Origin of the sequence: Mediterraneibacter hominis, assembly GCF_014287475.1 — a bacterium.
GTDB classification, from domain to species: domain Bacteria; phylum Bacillota; class Clostridia; order Lachnospirales; family Lachnospiraceae; genus Mediterraneibacter; species Mediterraneibacter hominis.
In genome coordinates this window covers 23151-43877 of sequence record NZ_JACOPF010000005.1, presented here as the reverse complement: position 1 = coordinate 43877, position 20727 = coordinate 23151, and the positions used below count along the sequence as shown (strand labels likewise).

Sequence of the window (20727 nt, the reverse complement as noted above, 5' to 3'; positions counted from 1 at the left end):
TCTATTTAGAAGCCTTGCTCTGTCCTGCGGATAATATCATCCTGCAATGACTTGGACAATGTTGTAAACAGCGCACTGTATCCCGCAACCCTGACAACAAGGTGCTTGTACTGTTCCGGATGCTTCTGCGCATCCAGAAGTGTCTCGCGGCTGACTACATTAAACTGCATATGGCTTCCTTTCTGATCGAAATAAGAACGGATCAGGCCGACAAAGTTTTCGAGTCCTCTTCTGCCGCTCAACGCAGAGGGATGGAATTTCTGATTGAACAACGTTCCATTGGACGCAATATAATGATCCAGCCGGGATACGGAATTTGCCGTTGCTGTCGGTCCATGCGTGTCCTTTCCTGCTGATGGAGAAACACCGTCCGCAACAGGTGTATGTGCAAGTCTCCCGTCCGGTGTCGCCCCAGTCTGCGCTCCCAAAGGAACATTTGCCGATACAGGATACAGACCTGCCTGGAACATTCCGCCGCGCGGATTTTTATATTTCTCGAGTGGTTTTGTATATGTATATGCTACATCTCTGGCAAACGCATCTACTTCCGGCAAATCATTTCCAAACTTCGGCACTTCCTCTATCAGCTTCAAAATTCGTTCGCCGTTTTCCTTCGCTTCTGCTGACTCTGACGCAGCTACCACGCTCTTTAAAATAGCCTCCACCGTCTGTGCATTTACTGTTTCTCCGGCCTCCTGCATGCCTTGTGCAACTTCCTTTGTAATGTCAGCCACATCTTCATCACTTAGACCTTTGCCATAGTTCGTAAGCAATGCTTCTTTTAATTCCTTCATGGTAATCTTCTTTTCGTCGTACACCAATGTCTTGACTGCATAGAGCGCGTCCGCCATATTTGCGACGCCGAATCCCTGAGGGCCTGTGAAATTATAGACAGCGCCGCCCTCCTGTACTGTCTTTCCTCGTTTCATACAGTCATCTACCATAGAGGACAAGAAGGGAAGTGGACAGCGTTCTGCGTGCGCTACATCAATCGCATTGTCTGCGTTGACGAGCAGCTTAATAGCATATTCCATCTGGATTTTATAGGCATGGTAGAATTCTTCAAATGTTTTCATGTCCTCTGCCTCACCAGTCTTTGGCCCAACCTGTACGCCCTTGTCTTTTCCATTATGGAAAACCAGCTCCAACGGACGGCACATGTTGAAGAATGCCGCGTCATGCCAGCCTTCTGTCTTTCCTGCCTTCTGCGGCTCCACACAGCCGATAATATTGTAGTCCCTTGCGTCCTGAAGTGTAAGACCGCGGCTTACCAGCGCCGGAATAATCACTTCGTCATTATAATACGCCGGAAGCCCGATTCCTGTACGGGTCAGTTCTGCTGCTCTTATCAGAAATTCGTGCGGAGAACCATTCCACACCCTTACAGACAGAGAAGGCTGTGGAAGTGCAACATGCATAGATGCATTGATGCACATAAAGGACAAGTCGTTTGTCACATCTACCCCGTCCTCATTTACTCCTCCGGCTATCAGATTTTGAAACAGACTGTAACCGGCAAATCCTTCCGCGGATACTGCGTCGCGGCATTTATTTAAGTCATTTAATTTCACCCATACACAGTCCATCAGCTCTTGTGCAAATTCTCTTGTAATTTTCCCGTTTTCTATATCCTTTTTATAATATGGATACATATACTGGTCAAAACGTCCGGGAGAAATAGAATGTCCGCTGGACTCGATCTGAAGAAGCTGCTGTACAAACCAGAAGGACTGACATGCCTCATAGAAACTGCTTGCCCCTTTCTCCGGTACATTCGCACAGTTCTGCGCAATCTGAAGCAATTCCATCTTGCGTGCAGCATCTTTACAGCTTTCCGCTTTTTCAAGCGCAAGACGGGCATATCTTCTCGCATAGGTAATCACTGCGTCGCAGCTTATCATTACCGCTTCTAAAAAACGAGATTTCTTCTGGTAATTCCCATCAGCCAGGCTCAAAGACGCAAGCTCTTTTTCCGCTTTCTCTCTAATTCCCGCAAAGCCGATAGAAAGAACCTCTCCATATTTTACAGTGACATGTCCCACACCATTGTAGAAATAATTTCCCGGTGTAAACATATTGTGCTCCATCGCAAGCAATGTCTCCGGCTCCATGTAGGAGGTCGCCAGCTCGCTTGTTGTACGGCCCTTCCAATATACGTCCGCCTCTTTTAATTTTTGTTTTGTTTCTTCTGAAATATAGAACGGATCTGCAGTTCTAGTCTCTACCGTGTCAAATTCTGCCTCCAGCCATTCATACGAAAACTCCGGATATGTCTGACATCCTCTCGGCGCGATCGTAGTGCTGCCCACAATCAACTCTAAATCCCGGATGACAATCGGAATGTTTTCCAGAATGTGCGCAAATGCCTTTGCCCTGCGAATCACCATGGGTTCTTTTTCTGTCTGCTTATAGGATTCTGTAAGCAGGACTGCCCTGGCCGGTTCAATCTCCGGCATCTTTGCATACAGATTTTCCACCAGACGCGGAATTCTGTCTGACTTTGGAATCTCTGTAGTGTCATATGTATATAATCCCATTTTGACCCATTGCTCCTTTCTTTTCTCTTCGTGAAGTATAGGAAAAATGACTCTCCACCCAGTTTGTCCTTATTATACTTTAAGTCATATATCAAGTCAACATAAAACAACACAAAATCAGTTGGTTATTTTCTTAAAAATCAATAAATCCCACTATTTTTATATTGTTTTTTATTGGTATCACACAAAATCCCATTGACAAATCTATAAAAACTTATCATACTATAGAAAGATAGAGTCACGTCCTCTGTACAATGGCGCTATCTATCTTTTATTGCTATCTATCCAGTTGAAAGGTGATTTTTATGCATTCCTATGAATTCGATATACATACACATACGATTGCCAGCGGACATGGCTCTCATGCTACCATTTCCGATATGGCGAAAGCCGCACGCGCAAATGGTTTAAAAATGCTGGGCATTTCCGATCATGGCCCTTCCACACTAGGCGGTGGTAAACCTTCTTATTTCCGCAGTCTGCCGCACGCGGACAGGAAACGCATGGGCGTGCGTATGCTCTACGGAGCTGAGGTCAGTATTTTAGACTGTAAGGGAACGCTGGATTTAGATGATGAGCTCTTATCCCGCCTTGACTATGTGATAGCGAGTATACATCCCCCCAGGAAGTCTGGCACTATAGAGGAAAACACTGCCTCCTATATCGAAGCAATGAAGAACCCTTATGTGACAATCATCGGACATTGTGATGACACAAAGTATCCAGTAGATTATCTTGCCATTGTAAAAGCCGCGATAGAATATCACGTACTTTTGGAAATCAACAACAGCTCTTTAGCCCCAGATGGATACAGAGGAGATACCCGTTTTAATGATTTGATGATTTTAAATCTATGTAAGCATTTTCAGTACCCTGTTATTTTTTCCAGTGACAGCCACGGAACCGCACATATCGGAGACTTTACATACGCCGCTTACCTGGCGGCAAAAGCCGGTATGCCTGAAAATTTGATTCTAAATCATTCTGTAAAGGCTTTCTTTGGATTTTTAGGTGAAAAAGGCTGACTTCATTTCCTTTGTTTCCCGTATATATTTTCATAGAATCTGGGGCAGATTAACTGTGGGGTGATTCTATGAAAAAGATTAAAAAATCTATGTTATTTGGTGTTGTATTCTGTATTATAGTGGGTTCTCTTAGTCATTTTTTCTATGAATGGGCACACTTTCATCCTGCTGCCGGTTTCATTTCTCCTGTCAGTGAATCCACCTGGGAACATATGAAACTCATATTTTTCCCTGCGCTTTTCTATTCTCTCCTTCTGTTTATCCTATTCAGAAAAAAATACCCGACGCTTTTTCCTGCATGTCTGGCCGGTCTGCTTTGTGGTACTCTCTTTATTCCGGTTTTCTTTTACACGTATACAGGGATTCTCGGTTATCATCTGTTTTGGCTGGACATTGTAACCTTTCTGCTTGCGGTCTTTCTCACCTTTTTTCTTTCTTTCCGCCTTTTCTTTTGTCAAAGAATCCGGCGCTTTTTCCCGTTTCTCCTTATCTTGTCATTCCTGTTCTCGTCTGCCTTCTTCTATTTTAGTTTTCACCCTCCAAGTCTGGGAATCTTTTCTATTCCCCAGTAAATGACAACTCGGTTATCGCAGCAAAGTAAAACTGCCACAGCCAGTATTCTCATACCGCTATGGCAGTTTTTCTCTCTTCTAAATCAACTGTATAAGCTTCCAGTACGGCAAAAATAAGCAAATCGCCGCCAGGTATACAAGCACAGTCACAGGAATTCCTAATTTTGTCACATATTTAGACGGGAAATAGCCGTCCGACGTACCAATCATCAAGGACACAGAGTGAAATGGCAGAACAGCATGGAAGGATACGCTGATAATGCCAATATAAACTATGACCTCCTCTGGTACCAGTCCGCCGCATATAATCATCATTCCCGGTACAATCACAGACAGGGTCGTCGTATTACTTCCCAGCACCATATGCAGTGCCATTCCTGCGAAAATCATAATCAGAAAGTATGGCACAGACAACTGTTGGGGAAAGAACCCCTGCAAAGCTCCAAACACCTTATCTGCAACTCCGCACGCCTCCATTACTCCACCGATAGAAAACGCCGCAGTCAGAAAAATCAATGTCGTCACATCAATCGCTTTGATGTCCTCTCTGTGTAAAATCCTTATGCCATACAACAACGCTGTGGAAACCGCGCTTATCAGTGTATTATTCACACCATGCAGTCCCTGGGTCATCCACAACAGTACCGTCATACAGATAATCACCATGGCTGTTTTTTGCTGTCTGGTAAACGGTTGTTTTTCTGCCTTTTCTTTTACCACAATCTTATATCCTTGCAGTTGTTTTCTAAATAGAAGCAGAAACAGCCCCAGTATAAAAATGCATAAGATAAGCGTAGGCAGAAACATTGCCTTTACCCACATCCCGTTTGTAATTTGCTGTTCGGCAAATCCCGCAGCCACATAATTCATGATCATGTCCGCGTCTTTTGCAGACATATTTACCATAGCATAGAACAGAAATACCCCGTACATCAGCACAGAATAGACCTGCCTGGGTACTTCCGCCTGCTTTAAAAATCTGTCAAACACTGCCGCCACGATAATCAGCCGCGCCAGAGGCTGCGGGATCACATACATAGTCAGATAGAACAAGGCGATCACCGCCAAAAGACACTGAAACGGCGTATGTACGACTCTTTCAAGCAGCGGACTGCATATCCGGTCGATCATTCCCGCATTGGAGATCGCCCTGCTGAACAGATAGGTAATCACCAGCATGGGAAACGTTTCCGACAGGGGAAATGAAAATACGGTTTGATACCCTGTCTGGCTTACCAGCATGAACAACAGCAAAAGGAACACAGCAGCCGGAATTTTCTTTACGATTCCGCTGCTCCACCAGATGATCGCCAAAACCACTCCCGCAGTCACCGCAGACTCCCTTAGATCCATACCGACAGGGCGTAAGAAAAAGAGGACTGCCGGAAGCACAAAGCTCATAAAAAGACGGCTGTACCATTGTCTGTCCGCCCTGTCCGGAAGGACATATTCTTTCCATATCTCTTTCATTTATTCGCTCATCACCGTTATCGAAAAATCAAATGCCTCTTTTCCAATCTGGCACAGCGCCCGCCGCATTTCACTGTTCTCAAGGTTTCCCTCCAGTAGTATAACAGCGGTCTGTATCTGCCCTTCACTTTCCAGAGACAGCTTCTCTATCCGGATGCCATTCAGATGAAGGACATTCAAAAAATGGTACAAATTATTCTTCTCTTTATCCATGCGGAAGGTAATTTCCACCCTGTTTCCCTCGACCGCCTTCTCTTTTTGCACCTTCAGAGCCTTCTCTATCACGCTGTCCTGCATACCAGACAAGAAACCATATTGATATTTTCTGCTGACAGTCATCAGGTACCGGAGAAATTCTATATATTCCGACTGTACTTCTTTTACATCCTCCGTACGTTTTCTGATGATCTCTTCCTCCCTCTCCGGTACATATACGTCGCCCCCTGTCCGGCTTTTCTCCTGTGCCACATTTCTTGCACATTCCATACGTTTTAGAAAGAGCTCTTTCATCTGTGTGTCTACATTGTCTATTTCACATCTTATTTCTTCTAATGTCATTACCTTTATCACCCTTTTCTATTTTTCTATGGAGCCCCAAATGTAGAGCTCCACCTTTTATTTTATACCAACGCTTTCTGTCTTTTCAATTCTGCGCGTACATTCTCTACGTCCGCCGCGCCATATAACGCCTGCAGGGCTGCTGCCACTCCCGCCGCATGTCCCGTTGCAAAGCAGGTTCCCATGACTCTGACTGCCGCGAATGCTGTCTCATCTGCCGATACCATTCTTCCTGCTCCATATAGATTGTCTATATCCGCTGACTGTAATGCCCCCAGGGGAATATCAAAGTAACTCCCCTTCTCTACTTCCAGATAGGTACCCATTTTATTCACATCCTTATGTATCTCCGGCTTCCAGCCACCGCGTGCCACTCCATCCTCATATTTGCGTCGTGTCAGTACATCCTCCGCGGTGATCGTCTTGCGCCCTTTCATCTTCCTCGTTTCTCTAAAACCGATAGACGGGCCAATGACAGAGAGCTCTCCCAACTCCATTCCATGCATATATTTTTTTAATGCCTGTACATAATAGAGCACTTGTTTCCTCGTCTCTGTCTCAAGTCTGGTCAGTTCTTCTGCGGAAAGTCCCGTTGGCAGAACGCTAGGAAGCAGTACAGTCACAATATCCGATCCTTTATTTTTCAAAATGAATCCTTTTTCCTTTGTAAGATGTGGAATTCCTTCTTCTTTTGCTTTTAGAATCGCTTTTTCCACCGCGGCAGGAGACATATCGCAGGAGGTGTCCACTCCACTCATACGAAATGGCATTGTCGCCGCCTGTACCTGTTTCTCTCTATCGCCCCAGATCGTCTCTGCTCCGGACAGATGTGCCAGATTAGCATCTCCGGAAGCGTCTACAAAGCAAGCCGCCTTTACCTCGAATTCTCCTTCATCATCCATGCACCTAAGCACTTGTAAATTTCTTCCCTCTTTTTTTGCCCCGATCACGTAGGCATGGAGGAAGAAGTCTGCCTTTTCCCGCATCATAAGATTATCCAATGCACACTTTAAATACTCTGGCCGGAAGTTAATATTCCTGTTTCCAGACGGGGAAATAACATCATCTGTTCCTACTCCCAGATGCTTCATTTCTTCCAGCACCAAGTCCCCAACACCTTTTACTACGCGAACCGGATCTGCCCCACAGGAATAGAAGCCACAAAATGCGCTCACCCCCGAATGTGTCGCTTCACCGCCCAAATATGGATTGCGCTCGATAAGCAGTGTCTTCGCCCCTGCCTTAGAAGCGCCTACCGCAGCCGCCACGCCTGCCGTCCCTCCGCCGGTAACTACTACGTCATACATATATACTCTTTTCATATGCGTCCCTCGCTTCTTTTACTTTTTTACATCTTTGTCTCTTTCCTTTATCCAATTACAACGGAACCGATCGGATAGGAAATGAAAGTCAATACGAGAATCGCCATTACCGCAAAGATTCCACCCCATATAAACATGGATTTCGTTGTCGTCCAGCCGGAACCAATCGCCACCGTATTAATTGTACTCTGTCCTGCCGGCGTCATGTTGCAGATTGCCGCACATACGCCTACCATGCAGACTACCGCACCTACGTGAACAGACCCTGCCGGAAGCGCCGTCAAAACAGAAAGAGCAACCGAACTTACCACCGTAGTTGTCACAATATTGGAAGAAAAGTTTGTCTCTATGATCGCCCATGTCATAAAGAACAGAATCATGCCTATCACAGGCAGGTTTGCCGTCAGCGGAGACAATGTATCTGTCAGCCACTGGCTTACTCCAATCTCTTCGTTTGTAAGGCAGGAACCAAGCCATGTCGCTGCCCCTGTCATCAGCACGCTGCCCCAAAGCACACCTTTAGTTGATACTTCTTTAAAGTCCAAAATCCGCTTTCCGTCTGTTTTTGTAATAAAGAGGATAATGCATCCTAAAAGCGGCGGCATTGCTGTTGACCAGCTATTTATCGTCGCGTAGAGTTCCGGCATAGGTCCTTTTAACAGACTGGGTGCCACCCATAAAAATACAGTGAAGAACACAACCCCTAAAATAATTTTTTCTTTTAAATCTGCCGCCGGAACCGTTCCTTTCAAGCCCATCGCCTTCTCCGGCCTTAACTGTTCTATATCGTCGGGACGATAGAAAAATTTAAAAACAAGAATCAAAAGTGTGATTAAAATGATACCGGTCGGGATACCCATTGCCATATACTGAAATTGATTCACATCATTTCCCGTTGCCGCTGTATAGTATCCAATCGCCATCGTCGGCCACACATGGCCGATTGCCGTCATACCGGAGGACAAGCTGATACAAAACGCAGTTCCCATCATAAGCATATTTCCTGTTTTGCCGCCTTTTTTCACTTCCAAAACGCGGAAAATATCCTCCAAAAACGGCATGAACGCTACAAACAGTACAGACGGTGAGACAAATAATCCCATAAATGTCACCGCGGCAAGCAGAAAGCAGACGAAAAACCAGGGGCCTTTCCGCGCAATCCTGTTTGTGATGAACAATACCGTACATCTTCTTACAAAATTTGTCTTTGCCAGTGGATAGACCAGCATAAAGGTAAAAATCAAAAATGCAACAGTCGAATTTCCAAACGCCCCCGCAAATGTCTGTGTAAATCCAAACACGGGAATGAATCCCAGCGCGAGCAGAGTAAGCATACTCGGCCAGTCAATAGAAATCGTAATCCACATAACCAATGAACCAAAAAACACTCCTAATACAGCGATTGCATCTGAAGAAAGCCCCCCAAATTCAGGCACCAGCCTGGAGCCAATGATAATCGCTAACGATAAAATCAAAAAAAATATTTCCTTACTTTTCACAGCTTTATCAGCCATCTTGCTACTCTCTCCTTTCATAGGGCCTGGCAAAAACCTGTCCGTTTCTTGCTGCCCTTTACGCAAAACACTGTCGACATGTTTTTCATTTATTTATATCTTATGAATGAAATTGACATTTGTAAAATATAATTATATTATTATATCGATAGGTTTTTCCTATAACACCTCCATTTTTTGTACTTGTTTTATATTTTTTATATCTATTTATAACAGCAGAAAGGAGAATTTTATGCAACTTCAACAATTACGCTATTTTCTTGAAATTGCAAAAGAAAAAAGCATTTCTGCCGCCGCTAAAAATCTATACATTTCCCAGCCCTCCCTCTCCCAGCAGATTATCAATCTGGAGAAGGAGCTTGGAATCTCCCTGCTTATCCGACATTCTAAGTCTGTAAGCTTAAGCGAGGCAGGAGAGCAATTCCTGGTTCATGCACAGCGTATTGTAGGTGAAACCACGCAGCTTTCCGAATTAATGCATAAACACAGTATTTTACAGGAGGGTACTCTTCGTATCGGTATGCTCTGGATTGCCGGTTACATTAACCTTTTTCAAGTATTGGCAGACTATCGAAAGCTTTATACTAATTTAAAGTACGACTTGAAAATTGACGGCACCTCTATTTTGCTCGAGCAGCTTTTAAAGCGGAAGCTGCACAGCGCTTTCATCATTGGTTCTGACGAGCAATTTGAACTGCAAAAGGATTTATTCTTTCGAAGGATCATGATGGATCGCTACGTTGCCGTTGTTTCTTCCGGGCATCCTTTTGCCGGAAAGAAGTCTCTCTCCCTCAGGGAGCTTCATAATGTACCAGTTATAATGCCCTCCAGAGCTTCCGCTTTTTACCGCCAGCTTGTCCAGTATTTTGAACAATATCACATTACACCTGCGTGTATCTGTGAAACAAGCCAGTCAGATGCAGTCGTCCGGCTCGCCGCGCAGAATTTCGGCGTTGGTTTTTCCTCGGATTCTATCGCCCGTTCCATGCAGACAAAAGAGTTTCGGATTATTCCCCTGGAAGAAGTGATTGTCCGGCGGATATACTATGTCACACTAAAAGAGCTTCTCGACTATCCTTCCATTCGAAGCTTCACACGCTATGTTACGCATTATCCGTTTGATCGCCTTAACAGCGAAGAAAAAGAACCCCGTAAAATCACAAAATGATTTTACAGAGTTCTTTTTCTTTGGGTTAGGTTTTTATTTTTCTAACTTTTTTGGAGGAAAAATTGAAAAATAATTTTTTATATTCCAAAAGGCTTTCGCCTTATTGGCTGTTTTACTGCGGAATCTCTTCCTTTATCTAGTTACAATATCAACCGGAACATTAAAGATCTTCGCTACCTTCAGTATTGTATCGATATGTCTGCCTGTAGCGGCCGCAAAATGATGTGTCGGTCCACATTCGCTCCAGCGGTTTACAAATTCTCTTGCTCCGCAGGTAAAGCGTGTTCTCATATTTGTATCGCCAAAGGAAAGAATCTTGCCTTCCTCATTCACGCCTTCTGCAACAATGAACTTAAAGTGTCCGTCTCCATCCTGTGTAATAGCCAGATAGGTAACAGGACCTGTGTATGGATAGAACTGTGTCAGATAGCCGCCGCCTGTTTTACCGTGGAATACTTTCACAATCTTCATAGTCGGTTTCTTATCGGAAATATCCGCATCACCAGATCCACTGTGTCCGATGATGGCAATATCGTCGTTAAAGTCAATAGAGTACATCTCCGCAAGCTGTCCTGTTCCGGAGATTGTCTTTAAGATGCTCATTGCCATAGCAACCTTCATATCTCCTTCTACCGCACATGCCGTCCCCTGCTTAATCAGCATGGAAAATGCAGGAATGAGCATACTGTCAAGAACGCCGGCTTTTCCCTGTGCAAAGCCGTCATAGTGGGAAGCAATCAGACCAAGCTTTTCATCTTTCACCCACTGCTCAAAAGCTACGACATATTTTGCCATCTCCCATACTTCTTCAATGCTTCCGCCGCCTTCGATATCGAATGTATCCAGGATGTCCTGTGCCTTTGCGCGGATCGCGTCTTCGTCTGTAATGTCATCCGCAATCGCCCACATCTTCTCCCAGTCGAACTGTTTCGTATACAAATCCATTCTTCTGTACAGATTGGACTCATCAATGTAGAGATCCATCATACCCGGATAAGGTCTTCCGATCTGCGCAATATTAGTGTCGCGGAATCTTCTTCTTACCTGTGCAGCGCGGCACCAGCTCTCAATTTCTGACTGAACAGCCGGATCGCCTCCTTCGACAACACCGGTAATCACTGCGTGTCTCTTGCCATATCTCTCAAGGTCTGCCACCATCTCGCCGACAGCGCCGCATGCATAGCCTTCTCCAAGCCAGGACGCAATATCTGTATGATCGTAATCCAATGCTTTTAATTTCTGTACATTGACAAGTACAACCGGAACATCCAGATCCTTCACTGCCGGAAGCATGTTATAGGATGTTGCATAAGTAAGCAGCTGCATAAATACAAGATCTACATCTGCCGCGCGGAATAAATTGCCCGCTTCCTGGGACTGCTCCTTTGTTGTTACCATTCCGCCGTCAATAATTTCCACTGTCTCGGGAAGTGTTTTCTTAAACGCATCATACTGTGCCTCAAATTCTGGTACTAAAGACGGGAACTGCGGCAGGTATGCTCCTAACGCGATTGAAAATACACCTACTTTTGCTTTTGTCTCAACTAACATTTTTTCTCCTCCTTCATTTCCAAACTTGTCTGGGAATCCTCTCCCGTATTTGACAGTTCTAATACATCTTTATATCAAATGACTCTCTTACACACTCTCTTGCCTCCGGCAAGTTCTTAAACACGCCGTCATGTAAAAGCTGCACAATCACATTTCCGATTGCAGTGGCTTCTCCCGGTCCCGCAGATACTTTCTTGCCGGTATACTTTGCTGTCAGTTCATTTAAGTATCCCGCGTTGGAGCCGCCTCCTACCACATAGATTGTATCATATGTATTTCCGGTGATTTCTTCAATCTCTTTGATGGTATCACCGTAGCATTTTGCCAGACTGTTATAGATAACCGCAGAAATCTCCGCCACACTCTCCGGAACCTGCTGGTTTGTATCCCTGCAGAACTTCTGTACTGCTTCAATCATACTATCCGGTGCCAGGAAGCAGTCGTCATTACAATCTACGATTGACGGGATCGTTTCTTTGGAAGCTCTTGCACAGATTTCTGCAAAGGATAAATCTTCTGTAAATTCTTTCTTTACAGACTGGATCATCCACAGACCCATAATATTCTTCAGAAAACGGAAGCGATGATCATAACCGCCTTCATTTGTGAAATTTGCCTTCATGCTCTCAAGAGAGCAGTCCGCTTCTTTCCGTTCAATTCCCATCAATGACCATGTCCCAGAACTGATATAGATCGCGTTGTCGTCGTTTGTCGGTACTGCGAGCACTGCCGAACCTGTATCGTGAGTTGCAGGAAGTACGACGGTACAGTCAAAGCCAACTTCCTCTTGAATCTCCTTTGTAAAGTTTCCAACAACGGTTCCCGGCATAGATACCGGCTGGAACATTTTCGTATTAAATCCAAGCAGTTCCATCAATTCGTAGTCCCAGTCATTTGTCTTAGGGCTGATGAGCTGTCCTGTAGTCGCATTGGTGTATTCGTTCTTCTTCACCCCTGTCAGCAGGAAATGGAAGTAATCAGGAATCATAAGAAGCGCTTCTGCCTTCTCCATATATTCCGGATGTGTCTCTTTCACCGCCATCAGCTGGTAAATGGTATTAAACATCTGCTTTTGAATTCCCGTTCTCTTATATAAATCTTCCAGGGAAATTTTTTCGTATACTTTCTCGTCCATACCATTTGTGCGGCTGTCGCGGTATCCGACTGTATCTCCTAAGATATTGTCATCCTTGTCCAGCAAAACATAATCCACGCCCCATGTATCAATGGACATAGACACCGGAATCTTGCCGACTTCTTTACATTTCTTCAGGCCGTTTTTGATCTCTGTAAACAGTCGGTCTACATCCCAGCACAGAGTACCGTCCTTATTATCCATCCCATTCGGAAAGCGGTACACTTCTTCAAGCTGCATCTTCCCATCCTGGATAGATGCCAGCATGTGACGTCCACTGGATGCCCCAATATCAATGGCTAAATAATATTTATCCATTTTTCGTGCCTCCTTCGTATTTTTTCAACATATTTATATTATAAAAGAAAAACAAGGACAAAAAAAGGACGCTATTTATGAAAAATACCGTCCTCATTTGCAGTGTCAATCCTATTCCTTATATTTTTCTTTATTGAATTATAAAAGAGTAACTTCCACTTCCAACCGTCTTGGCTTCCATTCCCTCTATCGCAATATCCGCTGTCGTATTTACCGGAATTTGAACCTGTACATTTTTACTTCCTGTGCTGGTAATTTCCCATTTCACAGAGATCAGACCGTATGGACTGTAAAAACTTGTCTGCGCACTTGTAAGACCGCAATCCATATGCGGGGAAATTTTGATTTTTTTATACCCCGGAGCTTCCATATTAATTCCGCCAATTTCACGATACAGCCACTCACCCACGCAACCGAAGGCGTAATGATTGTAGCTGTATGTACTGACGGTTCCGTCCTCCGAAATCGCTCCCCAGCTTTCCCACATAGTCGTTGCACCCTTTTCCACTTCATACAACCAGCTCGGGCATTTGTTCTGATACAGCAAGCTGTACGCTACATCGCGCATATCGTTTTCACACAGCACATCCATAAGAAAAAGAATACTCAAGAACCCTGTATCAAGACATCCTCTATTTTCTGCAATCATTTTTCTTAGGTGTGCCGCCATTTTAGGTCTGATTTTCTCCGTAACCAAACCATTTTTCAAGGCTATCACATAAAGCCCCTGTAAATCCTCCTCAATGGTTCCGTCTTCATGGACATATTCCTCGATAAATGCCTTTCTGATTTTTCTATTCAAAGTTTCAAAATATTTTTTATCCTGCTCTTTACCGAGTATCTCTGCCATTTCTGCCATGAGGCTCGTGCTATAAGCATAATATGCCGGCGCAACAACTTTTTTGGTCTTGAATGCTGTTTCTATCATTGCGCCGCCGTCTGGATTATTTAATACCATACTCGGCACAAGCCAGTCCCCAAAATGGAAACCTGTATTCCAAAGGTATCTGCTTCTCTCTTTATGTGTTTCATCCCAAGTATCATATTCCTCTGGATGTTGGTTCTCGGCAGTTCTTTGGATATAGGCAAGCCATTTTTTCATCGCATCATAATTTTCTTCCAAAATCTTTCTGTCTCCATATGCCTGATATACCGCCAATGGGACTCTGAGTACCGCGTCCCCCCAGCCACAGCTACTGTTCGTACCAAATAAATTCTGCACCGCCTTATAGGCTTTCAAATACGGAACAACACTTGGCACCTGTCCGTCCTCTAATTGATCTGCTCTAAGCGACTGCATCCACCTTGTCAAAAAGGCATTGCTCTGTCTTAAAAATACCATAGTCGGCGCGTACGCCATAATGTCTCCAGTCCAACCCGCCCGTTCTCTCTGGGGGCAGTCTGTTGGAATTGACAGTGTATTCGCAATCTGGCTCCACCAGATATTTTTTTGCAGGCGATTGATTCTTTCATCCGAAGTTTCAAAGTTTCCAATATCCTGCATCTCCGACGTCAATACATAGGCTTTAAAATCCTCTGCCTTCGGTTCTCCTGGCCATCCACTCACCTTTACATAACGAAAACCATGATACGTAAAATAAGGCTTATATGTCTGCTGTCCTTTCTTTGTGATATAAAAATCCGTCTGCTCCTTATTTATTCCGAGAATATTATTATAGTAGTTTCCGTCCTTATCCAGCACTTCAGAATGCTCTAGACGGATTACCCTGCCTGCTTCGCATGTCACTGTAAATTCCATCTGTCCGGCGATAACCTGCCCCAAATCTACAACCATTTCGCCTTTTGGTGTACGCAGAATACGCTCCGGTTTTAACACTTGTATGGGTCTTACCGGTTCCCCGTACTGCCCTGCTACATTTTCGGTTGTATAATCTGCCGGATTTACTTTTTCCCAAGTGCTGTCATCAAATCCAGGACGATTCCAACCGTCCATCTCTTTTCCTGCATCATATTTTTCTCCCACAAAAATATCGGAAAATACAAGTGGCCCCGTGGAAGATAACGCGTTTTCCGCAGTGATAGTCTGCACCTCTCCATTTTCATATGTAATTTCTGCCTGGAACAAAAGTCCCACTTTATCACCATACTGGCAGCTATCACCGCTTGCTCCCACTCTGCCACTCCACCAACCGTCTGCCAGCATAACTCCAAAGATATTTTCCCCTGTAAAAAGCTGCTCTGTTACGTCATATGTCTGGTAATATAGAACCTTTTCGTATGCGCTGTTTTCCGGAGCAAACTCTCTATTATCCGGCCGCGCACCGTTTACTTCCAGGCGGTATACGCCGTGTGCCGTCATATAGACCCGCGCTCTTTTCACCTTCTCTTTCACTGTTGTCGGGATACGAATATACTTCACAGGCTGAAATTCTTTAAAGTCTCTGTCTGGATTCGACTCTGTCACAATTTTAAATTCACTCACTGTATCGAAATCCGTAGTCGGCTCTGTCGGAATCTGATTTGGCTCTATCCAGCCCGCCTTCCATTTTTCCTCAAGCAACCCTGTTTCAAAGACTGTGTTTCCTTTTGCAGTATTCCCTTTATTGTCCCAGACAACTACTTTTACGTCATAGCGCGTTTTAGGGCGTAAACACAGAGCATCTACTGTAACTTCAATACTCTGATCCGTTTCAATCCTACCTGTGTTGCAGATGCACACTCCCTCAACAAACACTTCTATCTGGTACGCCCTCTGCAATACATTTTCCTCGTCACTTACGATCACCCATGCGAAACGGGGTGTTTTCACATCGATACCTAAAGGTTCCCTCTGATGTTCTACTGTCAAATTTTCTAGCCTCAAAGCCTTGTCCTCCTATTCTGATTTTGCCCTAAGCTCTGCAAGATACTGGTTCTGTTCTTCCAGTTTTTCCTTGTTCAGCGGATAAAATCTTCCGAAAACGATCACCGCAACAAAGGTAAATACAGCCGGAATTACAGCCAGACAAATCATAATTACATGGATTACCGCCTCCGGCTGTGTCGCAGCCGCCGCGTCAAAACCTGCGAACGCCAATAAGTATCCCGGGATTGCCCCTCCTACTCCCATCGCAAATTTCGTGATAAAGCTGGAAAGGGAAGAAACAGCTCCTTCTGCTCTCTGTCCAGTCTTAACCTCTATGTAATCCGTATTGTCCGCCTGGATTCCATACAGCAAGGCCATACAAAGCCCCTGTCCAAATCCGATCAGAAGTGTTACTACCATCAATAGCGGAATGCTGGTAGCGTCAAGCATACGCATAATTGGAAGGATACCGAATATCCCCAGTCCTGCCAGATATAATTTTTTCTTTCCGAATCGCTTGATAAGCGCACTCAGCAAAAACATAGACGGAAATACCGCTATCGTTTGTACCATGGAAACTACACTGAACAACTGAAGATTTCCCATAACATATGTATAGTAATACGCGTTTACCGTGTTCATAATAGTAAAGCCTACCATATACAAAAGAGAAGCCAGAAAGGTTGACCAAATTGGTCTCTGCCCCATGATTTTAAATAAATCCTTCACACCGTATCTCTTGCCCGGCTGCGGTTTGACGCGTTCCTTTAATCCGACAGTACCTCCGATTGACAAAACGGCTACAAACGCTGTGACAATCAATACCAAGCGGACATATCCTGCCTGATTAGAGGTGTCACCTAAAATCATAGGAGCCGCTGTGCTGATTCCCAACACACCTAAAGTATAAAACAGACCTTTGATCGCGCTTAAGGAATTTCGTTCGTTCATATCCGTCGTCATAACCGGAAGCATACTGTTCAGGGAAATATCCATAACCGGAAACAACACGCCGATCAGAAGATAAGAAATATAAGCAATCACCAGTTTCCCACCTTCTGCCATCAACGGGCCAAACCAGATCAGCAAAAAGTTCAAGCTGCACAAAATCGTTCCTACTACCAACGGAGGACGAAAATGTCCATACTTTGTATTTGGCAGATGATCAATACAAAAGCCTACAATAGGGTCATTTAAAGCGTCTACGATTCTCGCAATCAAAAACAGAGTTGCGCAATCTGCCGGATCTAACCCGACAATATTCGTGTAGAAAATCAATAAATATGTACTCATAAGAGTTGTAATTGGAATATTTCCCAAATTCACTGCCACATAGGAGATTTTCTCTTTCAGCGTTACTTTGTCCTTACTCATAATTTTCACTCCTTGTCTTTTCTTCAATATGTCCCCATTTTAATGTGTTTTTCCTATCTATAAAACAATCTGACCAGACAAAATCAGCTACTTTTCAGACATTTTTCTCTTAAAATCGTTTACTTAAAAGCTATCCTTTGCTATACTCTTTTTAACCTGTCAGGTCAGGCACGACGTATAATCCAATAAACTCTTACAGAATCAGGAGAAGAATACACAATGTCTGAATATATCAGTCTCACACACACGTTTCGGATAGATTCCCTTACATTAGAGGAGGAAGCATACAATAAAGCTTATTATCTAGAACATCCAGAGTTCCACTTAGACTCGCCTTGCAGACAATCTGACGTTCTTTCTCTGTTCAAGGCAGAAAATTCCCCTTATTTCAAAGATAAATCCTATCAGGTGTCTACCGTCTTTCATAACAATATTGACGACAGTATTTTAAATTATTTCCATACAGATATTTACGCCCACGTTCCGCCGAATTATATGCCCACTTTACTCCACGGCCATACATATCTGGAAATCGTATTTGTTTTGACCGGAGAGTGTAAAAATTATTCCGGCAATCAAATCCTTCATTTGTCCGAAGGCGATTTTCTCATCATGGGACCAAATACACAGCACGGGATCTCCGCTTTCAACGACAGATGCCGGATTGTAAATATTATGATCCGTTCTTCCATTTTTCAAAAAACATTTTTTTCGAATTTTACTGAAAATGATATTTTACATACTTTCTTTAGCGACGTACTCTACCGCTACAAGACAAACTCTTATCTATTATTTCATACCGAAACGGATACACTGTTAAAAACCCTGGTTATAAATCTACTGGAAGAAATCCGTTACCGCCGTCCTTATCACGAACAGACAAAGGAAGCCTACTTAAGGCTTCTCTTTGCCCGACTGTTAAACAGGCATACTGTGCATGCCAACGTATATCACGATGGGATCAGTAATAGAAATCATGATGTGACACTCCTTCTGGCATATATGCAGGAGCATTATCAGACATTGAAGCTTTCAGATTTGGCCTTATTTTTTGGATATAGCGAGAGACAGATTTCTCGTATTCTTATAAATTATACACAGAAAAATTATCAGGAAAATATGCTGGAAATTAAAATGCGTAAAGCTGTCCAACTATTACTGGAAACAGATTGTTCTATCGATAAGATTGCAGATATGCTGGGGTATGCTACACCTTTCGGTTTCCGAAAAAAGTTTAAGAAGCGATATGGAACAACCCCCTTTGCATTTCGAAAAGCAAACAGAAAATAAATATATACGGGTAGCCCGACACAATTTCAGGGGTAGGCGTGATACGAGTCACGCCTACCCCTGTTTGGAGCTCTCTATTTCCCTCAGAAAAAATATCTTTATTTCTTTCTTCTTTTTTTACCGTTATGATTGCATCCACCATGATTATGATCAAGTCTATAATTATAAAGATGATAAAAACCGTATCGATTTCGCTGTCTATATACCAAAACCAAAGTAACAAGACGACAGATGTAATTAATCCAATGAATTCTTTTTTCTCTTGTTTCAAGAAATCTTTCATCCTTCCTCCCCTTCCACATACAATTATATAGCGCTGCATTTATCATTGTCTCTTGCGGTACTCCTTTGGGCTTAGCCCGTATTTTTCTTTAAATTTCCGGTAAAAGTAACTGCTGTTGTCGTATCCCACCAGCTCGATAATATCCGTCACCGGCAGACTGCTCTTTGTCAAAAGATAGGAGGCCTGCTGCATCCTTTTAGAAAGCAAAAGCTCTTTGTATGTCTTTCCAGTCCTTTTTTTTATCTCCCTGCTCAGCCAGTATACGTCATATCCCATCATCTCTGCCAATTCTGACAAGGTGCCGTTTTTATAATGTTCATCTACATAGCTCAATACATTTCCTGTCAGCTCTGTGTCAAACTGCCGGTTGCCTACCTCCATCTTGTCCATATAATTCAGAAGCTGCAAGAGAAGAAGCCCCATGGTTATCTGGTTACAGCTTCTTTTATTAGAAGAATCATAGAAAATCGTCCAGACCATATTTTCTATCAAATTCTGTACCGGCAGAATACCTGCCACATGGAAATACAGGTATGCAGTATCTTCATCTCTTCCGCACAAGGCTTTGATAAGAAAATCTTTGAGTAAATTTTCCTCTTCGCCCATCATAGAAAATGCCGTATCAAAGAACTCCGGCAAAACGATAAAATTTACGGCTATGTCATCTTCCCCTGCTGGAAGGATTTCCTGCACCGCATTCGGATTTAAAAAAAGCAGGTCGCCCTCTTCCAGAACGACCTTATTTCCATTCAGAATATGGGTGGTGGATCCCTGGCACATGTAAATCACTTCCACATAATTATGTCTGTGCTTTGGAAAACGAACAAACCTGGTATGCGGCCGCACCTGAATCAGCTTTCCCTTCTGCAAAAGCTTTTCACAGTCAATCACCATATCCTTTTTCTCTGTATAAATATTGGGATCAATCCCCTTCCTCTCGTCCAGTATCTTCTTCTCTTCCTCCGTAATAACGGATAATTCTTTTAATAATTCGGCATCCATTCCATCACCTAACTTTGCCCTGTGATTTCTTTTGCAAGTTCCATATATTCTCCGGCGCTGCGGCTGTTTTTCTTATATGCGATAACCGGCGCGTTATTATCCTGCGACCACTCAACTGCACTGTCCACTCTGATATAAGTGTCAAATACTTTTACGTTCTCTAATTCTTTTAATGTCTCCAGCGTCTGTTTAAAATAGTTCTTTCGCGTATCTACTTTTGTAATCACAATCCCGCCTAATTTTAAGTCCGGCGCAATCTGACGCACTTCTTCCAGAAATTCAAACATGTTGCCCAGTCCAAAGAGCCCCCAGGGAGTAGATTCTACCGGGATAATTACTTCATCTGATGCACAGAGCACATTCATCACCCATCCCCCAAGTGTCGGCGGCGCATCAATCAATATATAATCATAACTGCCCGATTCTACAATATTTTTCATTCCTTTTTTTAATATATATTCTCTCTGCCATTTCGTAAACAATTCATATTCTATAGAACTCATTAGTGTAGAGGAGGGAAGCAAATCCAGGTTTTCATAAGGAGAGTGCACAATATAGTCCCTGAGGTCATCCTGTCTTTTGATTCCTTCATAAAGGTTCCTGCTTCCCTGTGCAAATTCCAGCACCTTCTCTTCATCAAAAAGAGATAAGGACAGGTTCATCTGCATATCTCCGTCAATCAGAAGCACTCTATTCCCCAATTCTGTCATACCGTACCCTACGTTCGAGCAGGTCGTTGATTTACCACTCCCGCCTTTATTATTTGCAAAACAGATTACTCTTGTTTTTCTCATGCTGCGCC

16 protein-coding genes are annotated in these 20727 nt (G+C 43.6%); 4 read left to right on the top strand and 12 right to left on the bottom strand.

Going from position 1 to position 20727, the window contains the following annotated elements:
- Window positions 1–5 precede the first annotated feature (5 nt).
- Window positions 6–2537: a glycyl radical protein gene (locus H8S37_RS16040; protein ID WP_186877079.1), complete on the bottom strand. Its 2532-nt coding sequence runs from the start codon at window positions 2535–2537 to the stop codon at window positions 6–8.
- 305 nt (window positions 2538–2842) lie between these two features.
- On the opposite strand from H8S37_RS16040, the gene H8S37_RS16035 reads away from it, so the two are divergent.
- A complete protein-coding gene (locus tag H8S37_RS16035) occupies window positions 2843–3562 on the top strand; it encodes a phosphatase (protein WP_186877078.1) in 720 nt (239 codons plus the stop codon).
- A 68-nt stretch (window positions 3563–3630) separates the two neighbouring features.
- Window positions 3631–4134: a DUF6512 family protein gene (locus H8S37_RS17755; RefSeq protein WP_408631380.1), complete on the top strand. Its 504-nt coding sequence runs from the start codon at window positions 3631–3633 to the stop codon at window positions 4132–4134.
- A 78-nt stretch (window positions 4135–4212) separates the two neighbouring features.
- On the opposite strand, the gene H8S37_RS16030 is transcribed toward H8S37_RS17755, so the two are convergent.
- From H8S37_RS16030 to H8S37_RS16015, 4 genes are all read right to left on the bottom strand, one after another.
- Complete coding sequence (locus tag H8S37_RS16030) at window positions 4213–5604, bottom strand: SLC13 family permease (RefSeq protein WP_186877077.1); 1392 nt, start codon at window positions 5602–5604, stop codon at window positions 4213–4215.
- Window positions 5605–6162 (bottom strand): chorismate mutase, encoded by a 558-nt coding sequence (locus H8S37_RS16025; protein ID WP_186877076.1) that lies wholly within the window; start codon window positions 6160–6162, stop codon window positions 5605–5607.
- 62 nt (window positions 6163–6224) lie between these two features.
- A complete protein-coding gene (locus tag H8S37_RS16020; protein WP_186877075.1) occupies window positions 6225–7484 on the bottom strand; it encodes an FAD-dependent oxidoreductase in 1260 nt (419 codons plus the stop codon).
- A gap of 47 nt (window positions 7485–7531) precedes the next feature.
- Window positions 7532–8998, bottom strand: a complete 1467-nt coding sequence (locus tag H8S37_RS16015; RefSeq protein WP_186877074.1) for an SLC13 family permease — start codon at window positions 8996–8998, stop codon at window positions 7532–7534.
- A 232-nt stretch (window positions 8999–9230) separates the two neighbouring features.
- Between H8S37_RS16015 and H8S37_RS16010 the strand changes: the two genes are divergently transcribed.
- Window positions 9231–10166, top strand: coding sequence for a LysR family transcriptional regulator (locus H8S37_RS16010; RefSeq protein ID WP_186877073.1), 936 nt, complete (start codon window positions 9231–9233; stop codon window positions 10164–10166).
- Between the two features lie 132 nt (window positions 10167–10298).
- On the opposite strand, the gene H8S37_RS16005 is transcribed toward H8S37_RS16010, so the two are convergent.
- From H8S37_RS16005 to H8S37_RS15990, 4 genes are all read right to left on the bottom strand, one after another.
- On the bottom strand, window positions 10299–11717 hold the full coding sequence (locus tag H8S37_RS16005; protein WP_186877072.1) for an arabinose isomerase: 1419 nt from the start codon (window positions 11715–11717) through the stop codon (window positions 10299–10301).
- Window positions 11718–11775: 58 nt separating this feature from the next.
- Window positions 11776–13170 carry a rhamnulokinase gene (gene rhaB / locus H8S37_RS16000; protein ID WP_186877071.1) on the bottom strand — a complete coding sequence of 465 codons (1395 nt, stop codon included), beginning with the start codon at window positions 13168–13170 and terminating at the stop codon, window positions 11776–11778.
- 130 nt (window positions 13171–13300) lie between these two features.
- The gene (locus tag H8S37_RS15995) at window positions 13301–15994 is read right to left on the bottom strand and encodes an alpha-L-rhamnosidase (RefSeq protein ID WP_186877070.1); all 2694 of its coding nucleotides are present in this window, start codon (window positions 15992–15994) and stop codon (window positions 13301–13303) included.
- A 12-nt stretch (window positions 15995–16006) separates the two neighbouring features.
- Entirely contained in the window at window positions 16007–17350 is a 1344-nt protein-coding gene (locus tag H8S37_RS15990; protein ID WP_186877069.1) for an MFS transporter, read from the bottom strand.
- A 219-nt stretch (window positions 17351–17569) separates the two neighbouring features.
- Here H8S37_RS15990 and H8S37_RS15985 point away from each other — a divergent pair, with 219 nt between their 5' ends.
- Window positions 17570–18640: an AraC family transcriptional regulator gene (locus H8S37_RS15985; RefSeq protein ID WP_186877068.1), complete on the top strand. Its 1071-nt coding sequence runs from the start codon at window positions 17570–17572 to the stop codon at window positions 18638–18640.
- On the opposite strand, the gene H8S37_RS15980 is transcribed toward H8S37_RS15985, so the two are convergent.
- From H8S37_RS15980 to H8S37_RS15970, 3 genes are read right to left on the bottom strand one after another with little or no spacing between them, the layout of a single operon-like run.
- A complete protein-coding gene (locus tag H8S37_RS15980) occupies window positions 18585–18923 on the bottom strand; it encodes a hypothetical protein (protein WP_186877067.1) in 339 nt (112 codons plus the stop codon). The genes H8S37_RS15985 and H8S37_RS15980 overlap by 56 nt on opposite strands.
- Before the next feature lie 42 nt (window positions 18924–18965).
- Window positions 18966–19925: an AraC family transcriptional regulator gene (locus tag H8S37_RS15975; protein WP_186877066.1), complete on the bottom strand. Its 960-nt coding sequence runs from the start codon at window positions 19923–19925 to the stop codon at window positions 18966–18968.
- Between the two features lie 8 nt (window positions 19926–19933).
- Entirely contained in the window at window positions 19934–20719 is a 786-nt protein-coding gene (locus H8S37_RS15970) for a ParA family protein (RefSeq protein WP_186877065.1), read from the bottom strand.
- Between the last annotated feature and the right edge of the window lie 8 nt (window positions 20720–20727).

What these genes read in the sequence shown, in the direction of transcription:
- H8S37_RS16040 (WP_186877079.1), bottom strand. Translation starts at nt 2,537, where the DNA reads ATGGGATTATATACATATGACACTACAGAGATTCCAAAGTCAGACAGA.
- H8S37_RS16035 (WP_186877078.1), top strand. Translation starts at nt 2,843, where the DNA reads ATGCATTCCTATGAATTCGATATACATACACATACGATTGCCAGCGGA.
- H8S37_RS17755 (WP_408631380.1), top strand. Translation starts at nt 3,631, where the DNA reads ATGAAAAAGATTAAAAAATCTATGTTATTTGGTGTTGTATTCTGTATT.
- H8S37_RS16030 (WP_186877077.1), bottom strand. Translation starts at nt 5,604, where the DNA reads ATGAAAGAGATATGGAAAGAATATGTCCTTCCGGACAGGGCGGACAGA.
- H8S37_RS16025 (WP_186877076.1), bottom strand. Translation starts at nt 6,162, where the DNA reads ATGACATTAGAAGAAATAAGATGTGAAATAGACAATGTAGACACACAG.
- H8S37_RS16020 (WP_186877075.1), bottom strand. Translation starts at nt 7,484, where the DNA reads ATGAAAAGAGTATATATGTATGACGTAGTAGTTACCGGCGGAGGGACG.
- H8S37_RS16015 (WP_186877074.1), bottom strand. Translation starts at nt 8,998, where the DNA reads ATGGCTGATAAAGCTGTGAAAAGTAAGGAAATATTTTTTTTGATTTTA.
- H8S37_RS16010 (WP_186877073.1), top strand. Translation starts at nt 9,231, where the DNA reads ATGCAACTTCAACAATTACGCTATTTTCTTGAAATTGCAAAAGAAAAA.
- H8S37_RS16005 (WP_186877072.1), bottom strand. Translation starts at nt 11,717, where the DNA reads ATGTTAGTTGAGACAAAAGCAAAAGTAGGTGTATTTTCAATCGCGTTA.
- rhaB (WP_186877071.1), bottom strand. Translation starts at nt 13,170, where the DNA reads ATGGATAAATATTATTTAGCCATTGATATTGGGGCATCCAGTGGACGT.
- H8S37_RS15990 (WP_186877069.1), bottom strand. Translation starts at nt 17,350, where the DNA reads ATGAGTAAGGACAAAGTAACGCTGAAAGAGAAAATCTCCTATGTGGCA.
- H8S37_RS15985 (WP_186877068.1), top strand. Translation starts at nt 17,570, where the DNA reads ATGTCTGAATATATCAGTCTCACACACACGTTTCGGATAGATTCCCTT.
- H8S37_RS15980 (WP_186877067.1), bottom strand. Translation starts at nt 18,923, where the DNA reads ATGAAAGATTTCTTGAAACAAGAGAAAAAAGAATTCATTGGATTAATT.
- H8S37_RS15975 (WP_186877066.1), bottom strand. Translation starts at nt 19,925, where the DNA reads ATGGATGCCGAATTATTAAAAGAATTATCCGTTATTACGGAGGAAGAG.
- H8S37_RS15970 (WP_186877065.1), bottom strand. Translation starts at nt 20,719, where the DNA reads ATGAGAAAAACAAGAGTAATCTGTTTTGCAAATAATAAAGGCGGGAGT.